Origin of the sequence: Bradyrhizobium sp. 138 (assembly GCF_023074075.1) — a bacterium.
GTDB lineage: Bacteria > Pseudomonadota > Alphaproteobacteria > Rhizobiales > Xanthobacteraceae > Bradyrhizobium.
In genome coordinates, this window is record NZ_JADPKT010000087.1 from 136,283 (window position 1) to 147,362 (window position 11,080).

Annotated in this window: 10 protein-coding genes; all 10 read left to right on the forward strand. The window is 66.1% G+C overall.

Features of this window, described 5'->3' with window-relative positions:
- Positions 1-201: 201 nt before the first annotated feature.
- The gene (locus tag IVA79_RS30800) at positions 202-357 is read left to right on the forward strand and encodes a hypothetical protein (protein WP_167406553.1); all 156 of its coding nucleotides are present in this window, start codon (positions 202-204) and stop codon (positions 355-357) included.
- Between the two features lie 230 nt (positions 358-587).
- The gene (locus IVA79_RS30805) at positions 588-1,253 is read left to right on the forward strand and encodes a response regulator transcription factor (protein ID WP_063195961.1); all 666 of its coding nucleotides are present in this window, start codon (positions 588-590) and stop codon (positions 1,251-1,253) included.
- Between the two features lie 92 nt (positions 1,254-1,345).
- The gene (locus tag IVA79_RS30810) at positions 1,346-2,722 is read left to right on the forward strand and encodes a sensor histidine kinase (RefSeq protein ID WP_247560219.1); all 1,377 of its coding nucleotides are present in this window, start codon (positions 1,346-1,348) and stop codon (positions 2,720-2,722) included.
- A gap of 159 nt (positions 2,723-2,881) precedes the next feature.
- A complete protein-coding gene (locus tag IVA79_RS30815) occupies positions 2,882-4,282 on the forward strand; it encodes a hypothetical protein (RefSeq protein ID WP_247560221.1) in 1,401 nt (466 codons plus the stop codon).
- 100 nt (positions 4,283-4,382) lie between these two features.
- A complete protein-coding gene (locus IVA79_RS30820; RefSeq protein ID WP_247560223.1) occupies positions 4,383-4,652 on the forward strand; it encodes a hypothetical protein in 270 nt (89 codons plus the stop codon).
- A 131-nt stretch (positions 4,653-4,783) separates the two neighbouring features.
- Positions 4,784-5,890: a c-type cytochrome biogenesis protein CcmI gene (ccmI, locus tag IVA79_RS30825; RefSeq protein ID WP_247560225.1), complete on the forward strand. Its 1,107-nt coding sequence runs from the start codon at positions 4,784-4,786 to the stop codon at positions 5,888-5,890.
- A 37-nt stretch (positions 5,891-5,927) separates the two neighbouring features.
- On the forward strand, positions 5,928-6,437 hold the full coding sequence (gene ccmE, locus IVA79_RS30830; RefSeq protein WP_247560227.1) for a cytochrome c maturation protein CcmE: 510 nt from the start codon (positions 5,928-5,930) through the stop codon (positions 6,435-6,437).
- A complete protein-coding gene (locus IVA79_RS30835) occupies positions 6,434-8,416 on the forward strand; it encodes a heme lyase CcmF/NrfE family subunit (RefSeq protein ID WP_247560229.1) in 1,983 nt (660 codons plus the stop codon). Before ccmE ends, IVA79_RS30835 begins: the two co-directional genes overlap by 4 nt.
- Positions 8,417-8,420: 4 nt before the next feature.
- Complete coding sequence (locus IVA79_RS30840) at positions 8,421-8,903, forward strand: cytochrome c-type biogenesis protein (RefSeq protein WP_247560231.1); 483 nt, start codon at positions 8,421-8,423, stop codon at positions 8,901-8,903.
- Positions 8,904-9,251: 348 nt separating this feature from the next.
- Complete coding sequence (locus tag IVA79_RS30845) at positions 9,252-10,832, forward strand: Do family serine endopeptidase (protein WP_247560233.1); 1,581 nt, start codon at positions 9,252-9,254, stop codon at positions 10,830-10,832.
- The last annotated feature ends 248 nt before the right edge of the window (positions 10,833-11,080 follow it).

An 11,080-nucleotide genomic window follows, 5' to 3' on the forward strand; every position in this document is an offset into this window, starting at 1 on the left:
GATACCATCGGGGAACAACGAATCAAAGCAAGGTCGGTTGCTGAATCTTGCAACTGCGTTAACCGGTCGCTGGGCCCTGCGGCCGTTGCCCGATCCGGGGCCCAAAAGCCGGAACATCATATCCCATCACGCGTTGGCTCGGGACATCGGCTGCGAGGACGTCGCGGCTATCGGAAGCGACATCCAGAGATTGAGGGCATCATGGCAACCACGCGAGAGCAGCATCAGATCGTGGAAACTCCGACCGAGGCGCGTCAGGGCGAGCCTGGGCCCTCGGTGGCGGCGCTGCTCGCCATCTCGACCGGCCTTGCGATCCTGATCCTCGCCGTCGTCTGGTTCGTGTTCTTCCGGACCTGACGGCCGAATTCACGGGAAGGGCGGACCTTCCGGCCCGCCGCGGTAAGCGGCATATTGCGCCCGCCATGCTGCCGGCTCGTCCGGTCGCAGGGCGGGCGCAGTCGCATTGGCTGCAAACACATCGTATATGACCAAAAAGTAACGCAGGCAGTTCCCGGCGTTCATATTCAGTTCACGCCGGAATTGCTCATCTGGTGCGGTGTTGATGCGGCCTTTGTCTGGAGAGAAGCGTGCGCCTGCTCGTTGTTGAGGACGACCCCGATCTCAATCGGCAGCTCACCAAGGCGCTGACCGACGCCGGCTATGTCGTCGACCGCGCCTTCGACGGCGAGGAGGGGCACTATCTCGGCGATAACGAGCCGTATGATGCCGTCGTGCTCGACATCGGCCTGCCGAAGAAGGACGGCATCTCGGTGCTGGAGGCCTGGCGTCGCAACGGCCGCACCATGCCGGTCCTGATCCTCACCGCACGCGATCGCTGGAGCGACAAGGTGCAGGGATTCGACGCCGGCGCCGACGACTATGTCCCCAAACCGTTCCACCTCGAGGAGGTGCTGGCGCGCATCCGCGCGCTGCTGCGCCGCTCGACCGGCCATGCCCAGAGCGAGCTCAGCTGCGGTCCTGTCACGCTCGACACCAGGACCGGCCGGGTCAGCGTCTCCGGCAATCCGGTCAAGATGACCTCGCACGAATATCGGCTTCTGGCCTATTTGATGCACCACTCCGGGCGGGTGGTCTCCCGCACCGAGCTGGTCGAGCACCTCTACGACCAGGATTTCGACCGCGACTCCAACACCATCGAAGTCTTCGTCGGCCGCATCCGCAAGAAGCTCGACGTCGACATCATCCAGACCGTCCGCGGCCTCGGCTATCTCCTGACCCCGCCGGCCGCCTGACGCGTTCGGGCTTGACGGGCAGCCCGCAAGGGGCCTTGGTCCGGACATGAGCTCTGACGCCCTGCCATCCTGCGCTCCCCGGGATCATTCCGATGCGCGCTAGTTCGCTTGCGAACCGCCTGTTCCTGTCGGCGACCGCTTGGCTCGTGGTGATCCTGGCCATCACCGGCGTGGTGCTGTCGTCGGTCTACAAGAGCGCCACCGAGCGCGCCTTCGACCGCCGGCTCAATCTTTATCTGCGCACCCTGATCGCCGAGGTCGCCACCCCCGACGAGCCGCCGGACCGTCAGTTCCAGTCGCTTGGCGAGCCCCTGTTCGAGCTGCCGCTGTCCGGTTGGTACTGGCAGATCACGCGGACCGACACTGAGAAGCCGGAAGTGCGCTCCTCGCGCTCGCTCTGGGACAAGAAGCTGCCGAAGCTGGAGGAGCAGGGCGCCGAGCTCACCGCCGCCGGCATTCGCCTCGGCTATGTCGACGGGCCCGAGGGGCAGAACCTGCGCATGGTCGAGCGGCCGGTCGATCTCGGCGCCGACGGCAAATATCTGGTCAGCGTCGCCGGCGACGACACCGAGATTTTCGACGAGACGCGCAGCTTCGACTACTATCTCGGCGGCACCTTCACCGCGCTCGGCATCGTGCTGCTGCTGACCACCGTGTTCCAGGTCCGCTTCGGCCTCGCGCCGCTCAAGCGCATCTCGGAGTCGATCGCCGACATCCGCTCCGGGCGGGCGGAGCGGCTGGAGGGCGAATTCCCGGTCGAGATCGCGCCATTGGCGCGCGAGACCAACGCGCTGATCGAGGCCAATCGCGAAATCGTCGAGCGTGCGCGCACCCATGTCGGCAATCTCGCCCATGCGATCAAGACGCCGCTCTCGGTCATCGTCAACGAGGCCGGCGCCCACGTCGCCGATCCCTTCGCGGCCAAGGTGATGGAGCAGGCGGATGTGATGCGCGACCAGGTCGCCCACCATCTGGAGCGTGCGCGTATCGCCGCGCGCGTCTCGGTGGTCGCGACCGTAACGGAGGTGGCGCCCGTGATCGAGGCGCTGCGACGGACCATGGAGAAGATCCACCGCGATCGTGACATCGTGGTCGAAGCCAAGGCCGATCCGTCGGCAAGATTTCGCGGCGAGCGTCAGGATCTGGAGGAGATGGTCGGCAATCTCGTCGACAATGCCTGCAAATGGGCGACCTCGCGCGTCTTCATCGAGGTCCTGGTGGAGACGCCGCACCAGTCTGGCGCCGGCCCGCGTCTGCGGATCATCGTCGATGACGACGGCCGCGGTCTGTCGGAGGCCGAGCGCGCCCAGGTCTCCCGACGCGGCCAGCGGCTCGACGAATCCAAGCCCGGCTCGGGACTGGGGCTGTCGATCGTGACCGACCTTGCCGCGCTCTATGGCGGCAGCCTCGCGCTCGGCGGCGCGCCGACCGGCGGCCTGCGCGCCGACCTGGTCCTTCCGGGAGTATAATCCCTTGTTCCGACGTGGTTTTTCGACCTCGCCAAGGCCCGCCCGAAGCCAACCGGAAGGATTCCGTTCGACTTCCTAAACGGCTTCTTAAGTGGGCCCCCCTATGATCGCGCCCGGACGCATCCATGTCCGCCATTTTACCGTGCATTACCCGGGCGCATGAGCCAGACATCGATCGAGCGGCTGAGGGAATATCTCGCGCAGCTCCCGCCGCAGGCGCAGGCCCTGCTGATGCGGGAGTTCGAGCGCGCCCTCGAGCGCGGCCAGGACACGGCGGTGGCGACACTCGTGCTCGAGCAGTTGCGCAAGATCGTCCGCAAGACCCAAGCCGATGAGGTCGCGCCGCCGCGTACGGACGATCTGTCGCGGCTGCTGTTCCAGGCACTGGAACCGTTCCTGGTCGAGGCGGGCGCCCCTGTCAGGGTCGGGCAGATCCGGCGCTCCTCGCTGCAGCCGATCTGGCAATGGCTCGGCCGCGACGGCGCCCCGGACAAGGTCAACGAACTCGAGACGGCGCTGGCTCGCATGCCGGCCGACAGTGCAGGGCAGGTCGAGGCGCTGGCCTCGAGGCTCCAGGCGGTGGCCGCGGACGCCATCTTCGAGCTGACGGGCCCCGGCGGCGGCGACAAGTCGCGCGCGCTGGCCCGGGTCGGCCCGCCCAACGTGATCGAGGACCTCTATTCGATCGGGGCGGTGCTTCAGGTCCGGGAGGCCATCGCCAGCCTGAACGAGAAGCTGCCGCGCACCTTGCGCGCGTTCGGCGATTCCCAGATCGCCTCGGTGACGTCGGCGCTCAACATTCCGGTGCTCCAGACCCCGCAGATGCTGCCCTTCGCACTGTCGGTCGTGGTGCAGCGGATGACCGCCCCGTGGCAGATCATTCGCCTCGCCATCAAGATGGCTGCGTCCGACGACGAGATCCGCGTCGCGGCAACGCCCTATGGCGTCGCCGTCACGATCGCGCTGCACGATTTGTCCTGCGTTGCCGCCACCCTGCGCATGGACATCAAGCGCGGCCATTTCGACAACGTTGCCGGCAATCTCAAGGCGTTGCACGACGGCGTGCGCGGCCTGCGCACCGAGCTCGACCTGCGCAACGATTCCGCCTGGGGCAAGCAGTTGACCTCGATCCGGGCCGACATCTCCAATGCCCTGCAATCCGAGATCGACAGCGTTCCCGGCCGCGTTCGCCGCATCCTGCGCCAGCGCCCCGAGAAGGACATTCCGCCGGGCGCGCGGATCGACGGCACCGAGGTGGAGGAAACCGCGGCGCTGATCGACTTCGTCGCGACCTGCCGCAACTATGCGAGCGAGCTCGCGATCAACGAAGTGACGCTGCGCACCTATTCCGATCTCCAGCAATATGTCGAACGCTCGACCGAGCAATTGGTGCAGTCGCTGCGCGCCGCCGATCACAAGGTCCGTACCTACAGGCAACAGCAGGTGCAGGCCGCGATTCGCTTCTGCCAGGTGCTGTTCGGCGACGATTACGCCTCGCTGATGAGCCGGGCCGCGGAGAACGCAGCGACGGGCGAGCGCAAATCGTCGCGCGCAAGCTGATCCAAGCGCATATTTTTGTGATCACAATTTGTGGTTGACGGTCCCGGTGGCGCGCCGTACGGTCCCCGTGCAAATTCGGGGAACTTCCATCTGTGGGCGCATGAAACCCGTTATCAGCTCCATCGAAATTGAGAACCGCGTCGTTGTTGCCAAGTATCAAAGATTGATGGTCGGTGCCAAAGTGGTGCTGGTCGAGAAGGCAAGCGGTCGGCACCTGTCCGAGACGATCACGAGGGTCGCATCTCCGGTTCCGGTCGGTGCGCTGCGCATCAGATTGCCGGATGCAGTCAGGCCGGGAACATACTTCCTGAAGGCTTTCAACGGGCACGGCGAGGCCGCCGCGCAAAGCGTGGATTTCGAGATCGGCTAAGCCGTTGGTCCTTCACAGTTTCGAGACGACGCGCGGTCGTGCCGAATTGACAATTGTCAATTGCCGCATCGTCTGGCCGTGGTGTAAAGGCACCTATGGGCGCGGTTCGTGCGCTGCCGGAAGCTTGCCTGATGACGCTATGGTTCGTGTTCGCGCTGATGACGGTCGCGGCGATTTTCGCCGTGCTCCTGCCGCTTGGCCGCAACGGACGCGCGCAAGCTCAGGGCAGCGAGGTCGCGGTTTACAAGGACCAGTTGGCCGAGATCGAGCGTGATCTCGCCGCAGGCTTGATTGCCGCACCCGAGGCCGAGGCGGCGCGCGTCGAGATCAGCCGCAGGCTGCTCGCCGCGGCGGCCAGCGAGCCGGCAATTGCGCCGCAGTCGAGCCTCAAATGGCGGCGCGCGGCGGCCGTGCTCGCGCTCGCGGGCCTGCCGCTGGTTGCGACCGGCGTCTACATGCCGCTCGGCTCGCCCAAGCTTCAGGACTTTCCGCTGGCACAACGGGAGCGCGCGCCGGGCAAGGTGCAGTCGCTTGAGAATCTCGTCGAGCAGGTCCAGCAGCATCTGGAGAAGAATCCAACCGACGGCCGCGGCTGGAATGTGCTTGCGCCGGTGCTGCAGCGGCTCGGCCGTTTCGATGATGCGGTGCGCGCCTATCGCAATTCGCTCACCTACAATGGCGAAAGCGCGGAGCGCCGGGCCGATCTCGGCGAAGCGATCGCGGCTGCCGCCGGCGGCGTGGTGACCGCCGAGGCCAAGACTGAATTCGAGCGCGCCCATGCTCTGGACGCCGACGATCCCAAGGCGAACTACTTCCTCGGCCTCGCCGCCGAGCAGGACGGCCGCAAGGATGATGCTGCCAACATCTGGCGCGCGCTGCTTGCGAAAGCGCCCGCGGATGCGCCGTGGCGGGCCCTGGTGCAGTCCTCACTGGCGCGAGTCGGTGGCGGCGGCACGATGCCGGCGCTGTCCGATGAAACGATTGCCGCTTCCAAGGATATGGCCGAGGGCGATCGCAACGCGATGGTGCGCGGCATGGTCGAACGCCTGGCCACCCGGTTGAAGCAGAACGGCGACGACGTCGAGAGTTGGCTGCGCCTGGTGCGCGCCTATCTCGTGATGGGCGAACGGGACAAGGCCATGGGGGCATCGACCGATGCCCGGCAGGCGGTTGCCAGCGATGCCGAGCGGCTTCGCCAGCTCAACGAAGGCCTCAGGACTCTCGGGCTCGGTGGATGACGATGCCGGGACGACAGACGCGGAGAACGGATACGCCATGACGCGCAAGCAGCGACGGATGACCATCATCGGCGGCTCGCTCGCCGTGCTCGCGCTCGCGGCCGCGCTGGTGCTCAACGCACTTCGCGACTCCATCGTGTTCTTCTCGACGCCGACCATGGTCGCCGAGAAGCACGTCGAGCCCGGCAAGCGGTTTCGCCTCGGTGGGCTGGTGCAGCCTGGTTCGCTCCAGCGCGGCGACAATCTCGCGGTGACCTTCGAGGTCGCCGACGGTGGCGCCAAGCTTCCGGTGGCCTACAAGGGCATTCTGCCGGACCTGTTCCGCGAAGGGCAGGGCGTCGTCGCCGAAGGCGCGCTCGACGCCAATGGCGTGTTCAAGGCCGATACCGTCCTTGCCAAGCATGACGAGACCTACATGCCCAAGGACGTCGCCGACGCCTTGAAGAAGCAGGGGCACTGGAAGGACGATTACGACGGCAAGGGGGGAAGCGGCAGCAAGCCCGCGGCCACGACGGCGCAGGGCAGTCCGCAAGGAGCGGTGCGGTGATCGCGGAGTCGGGACATTACGCGCTGGTGCTGGCGCTTGGGCTCGCGCTGATCCAGTCTGTCGTGCCTCTGATCGGCGCGCGCCTGCGCGATGCCGCGCTCATGAACGTGGCGCGCTCCACCGCGCTGGCGCAGCTGCTGTTTGTCGGCGCCTCGTTCACGGCGCTGGTGATGCTGCACGTGAACTCCGACTTCTCCGTTGCCAACGTCTACGAGAATTCCCACTCGATGAAGCCGCTGCTCTACAAGATCACCGGCGTGTGGGGAAACCATGAAGGTTCGATGCTGCTGTGGGTGTTGATCCTCGCGTTGTTCGGTGGGCTGGTCGCGGCTTTCGGCAACAATCTGCCGCTGTCGCTGCGCGCGCATGTGCTGGCCGTGCAGGCCTGGGTCGCCAGCGCTTTCTACCTCTTCATTCTCGTGACCTCGAATCCGTTCCTGCGCATCGCGAGTCCGCCGATCGAGGGACGCGATCTCAATCCGGTGCTCCAGGACATCGGGCTCGCCGTGCATCCGCCGATGCTCTATCTCGGCTATGTCGGGTTCTCGATCTCGTTCTCCTTCGCGATCGCGGCGCTGATGGAAGGGCGGATCGACGCGGCCTGGGCGCGCTGGGTGCGGCCGTGGACGCTGGTCGCCTGGATCTTCCTGACGCTCGGAATCGCCATGGGTTCGTACTGGGCCTATTACGAGCTCGGCTGGGGCGGCTGGTGGTTCTGGGATCCGGTCGAGAACGCCTCGCTGATGCCGTGGCTCTCCGGCACCGCGCTCTTGCATTCCGCCCTGGTGATGGAGAAGCGCAACGCGCTGAAGGTCTGGACCATCCTGCTGTCGATCCTGACCTTCTCGCTGTCGCTGCTCGGCACCTTCCTGGTGCGCTCGGGCGTCATCACCTCGGTGCACGCCTTCGCCACCGATCCCACCCGCGGCGTGTTCATTCTGCTGATCCTCTGCCTGTTCATCGGCGGCAGCCTGGCGCTGTTCGCGGGCCGCGCCACCTCGTTGAAGCAGGGCGGCCTGTTCGCGCCGATCTCGCGCGAGGGCGCGCTGGTCCTGAACAATCTGTTGCTCACGGTCGCCTGCGCGGTCGTGCTGTTCGGCACGCTCTATCCGCTGGCGATGGAGATGCTCGCCGACTTCAAGATGTCGGTCGGTGCGCCCTTCTACAATCTCACCTTCGCGCCGCTATTCACCCTGTTGCTGCTTGCCGTGCCGTTCGGGCCGATGCTGGCGTGGAAGCGCGGTGATCTGCTCGGCGTGACGCAGCGCCTGCTCGCGGCCGGCGTTGCCGGGCTCGTCGTGATTGCCATCACCTGGGCCTGGGTACGCGGCGGCAGCGCGCTGGCGCCGCTTGCGATCGGGCTCGGCGTCTTCGTCATCGCCGGTGCAGTCACCGACATTGTCGAGCGGACCGGCCTCGTGCGGCTGCCGTTCGCAACGGCGCTACACCGGGCGCGCGGTCTGCCGCGCTCGGCCTGGGGCACGGCGTTTGCGCATGCCGGTCTTGGCGTGGCGCTGATTGGAATCGTCTGCGAGACCACCTGGAACAGCGAATATATCGCGACGATGAAGCAGAATGACGTCGCCCACATCGCCGGCTTCGACGTGAAGCTCGACGGGTTGCTCCAGCGGCAGGGCCCGAATTACCGCGAGATGATCGCCGAGTTCAACGTCAGCCGCGATGGCGAGACCCTCAGCGTCATGACGCCCTCCAAGCGCAGCTTCACCACCCGCGGCTCGTCGACCACCGAGGCCGCGCTGCTGACGCGCGGCGCGAGCCAGCTCTACATCTCGCTTGGCGATGCCACGGCCCAGGACGCCATTGCCGTGCGCATCTATCACAAGCCGCTGGTGCTCCTGATCTGGTGGGGGCCGGTGCTGATGGCGTTCGGCGGCGTGCTGTCGCTGTCCGATCGGCGCCTGCGGGTCGGCGCGCCGAAGCCGGCGCGGGCCAAGCAGCGCCTTCAGCCGGCGGAGTAATCCGATGCGCCGGATGATGGCTGCGTTCGCCTTGCTGATGCTGCTGGCTTTGCCTGCGGCGCACGCGGTGCAGCCCGACGAGATCATGTCGGATCCCGCCAAGGAAGCCCGTGCACGCGAGCTGTCGCGCGAGCTGCGCTGCATGGTTTGCCAGAACCAGTCGATCGACGATTCCGATGCGCCGCTGGCGCGCGATCTGCGGCTCCTGGTGCGCGAGCGCATCGGCGCCGGCGACAGCAATTCGCAGGTGCTCGACTTCCTGGTCGCGCGCTATGGCGAATTCGTGCTGCTGAAGCCGCGCTTCGAGCGTCAGACCGTGCTGCTGTGGCTGCTCGGGCCGGTGCTGCTGATCGGCGGTGGCCTTGCGCTATGGCTGCAAATCCGGCGTCGCTCGCGAAGCGGTGCAGATGTACCAGCACCGCCACTTTCGCCCGACGAGAAAGCGCGGCTTGCTGCGTTGATGTCGGACGATGCCAAATCGTCCTAGATGTCTCGAGCTTTGAGATCGTCCTATACGCCGAGGCACGGGATTCCGCGGTCGATCTGTCGCAGCAGGCCGAGACCTTGAAGCGCGAGGTCGGCGCGTTCATCGTCAGCGTCAGAGCGAGCTAGCCGCGCTAAAAATCGTACTTTCGCGCTGTTGCGGGAACTCGATTAAGTTCCTGTAAGATCACGATTTTCGGCCTGCGCTAAACTGCCGCATCCGCTTCGTCCCTTCATTACAAAAGTTTAACCCCGCCGCCAGCGCGCGGTAAGGCGGGAGCCCCCATCTTCAGGTCCGTAAGGTGCCGCCCTTGGGCACCAAATGGATTTCAAGGCCCCTGGAGATCTCTGCATGACCGACCGTATCGACCTCTCAAACCTTCCGTCCTACCGGCAGCCGCGCCGGCCGGTGTTCTCCGCGCGCAAGTTCGCGCTGATGGCCTCGGTCGTCGCCGGTCTCGGCGCGGCCGTCTATGGCTTCAGTCCCTCGACCTCGCCGGCCGACCTATTCTCCAGCCCGGCGCATGCGCAGGTCAACAACGAGGTCCGCAAGGTCGAGCGTCCGGTCGGATTCGCCGACATCGTCGAGCGCGTGAAGCCGTCGGTGATCTCGGTGAAGGTCAACATGAAGGAGAAGACCGCGAGCAACGATGACGGCGACGATTCCTCCTCGCCGTTCCAGCCGGGCTCGCCGATGGAGCGCTTCTTCCGCCGCTTCGGCGGTCCGGACGGCATCCCCGGTCTGAAGGGCGGCGGTCGTGGCCGCGTGGTGCAGGGCCAGGGCTCCGGCTTCTTCATCTCGGCCGACGGTTTCGCCGTGACCAATAACCACGTGGTCGACGGCGCCGACAAGGTCGAGGTCACCACGGACGACGGCAAGACCTACACCGCCAAGGTGATCGGTACCGACCAGCGCACCGATCTCGCCTTGATCAAGGTCGAGGGCAGCTCGAACTTCCCGTTCGCCAAGCTCGCCGACGCTAAGCCGCGGATCGGCGACTGGGTGCTCGCGGTCGGCAATCCCTTCGGCCTCGGCGGCACCGTGACCGCGGGCATCGTTTCGGCGAGCGGCCGCGACATCGGCAATGGTCCTTATGACGATTTCATCCAGATCGACGCGCCCGTGAACAAGGGCAATTCCGGCGGTCCGGCCTTCGATACCAACGGCGAGGTGATGGGTGTCAACACCGCGATCTACTCGCCCTCCGGCGGCAGCGTCGGCATCGCCTTCTCGATCCCGGCCAATACCGTCAAGAGCGTGGTCGCCCAGCTCAAGGACAAGGGCTCGGTCAGCCGCGGCTGGATCGGCGTGCAGATTCAACCCGTCACGTCCGACATCGCCGACAGCCTCGGCATGAAGAAGGCCGAAGGCGCGCTGGTGGCGGAGCCTCAGGCCAACGGTCCGGCCGCGAAGGCGGGCATCGAGTCCGGCGACGTCATCACGTCGGTCAACGGCGAATCCGTCAAGGACGCCCGCGAGCTTGCCCGCACCATCGGCGGCATGGCGCCCGGCGCGACCGTGAAGCTCAACGTGCTGCACAAGGGCCAGGACAAGGTCGTCAACCTCACCCTCGGCCAGTTGCCGAACACGGTCGAGGCCAAGGCCGACGTTGATCAGGACAGTGGCAAGGGTGCAACCAAGGGCACCGACGTGCCCAAGCTCGGCATGACCGTCGCACCCGCCAATACCGTGGCCGGCGCCGGCAAGGAAGGCGTCGTGGTTACGCAAGTCGATCCGAAGAGCGCCGCGGCCGAACGCGGCTTCAAGGAAGGCGACGTGATTCTCGAAGTCGGCGGCAAGAGCGTCGCCACCGCCGGCGAAGTCCGCGACGCCATCACTACCGCGCGGACCGACAACAAGAACAGCGTCCTGATGCGCGTGAAGAGCGGCGGCCAGTCGCGCTTCGTCGCGGTGCCCCTCGCCAAGGGGTAAGCCTCGGGATGTCATGAGATGAAGGGTGTCGCCGGCATCAGTCGCCCCCGCCGCCGGCGCCCTTCGGGGAAGCAGCGTAACAATCGCTTCCCCTGTCTACCTTCCGGTGGAATTACGCCCCCCTCCGTCGGAAGGCCTAGGGCGGTGAAGTCCCCCCAGCTTCACCGCCCGCCTTTTTCTCGATGCCAGAGTCTCCCACTCGGCTTGCATGCGATTGCCGCTCGCGCCATGTTTAGAGAAGGTTGACC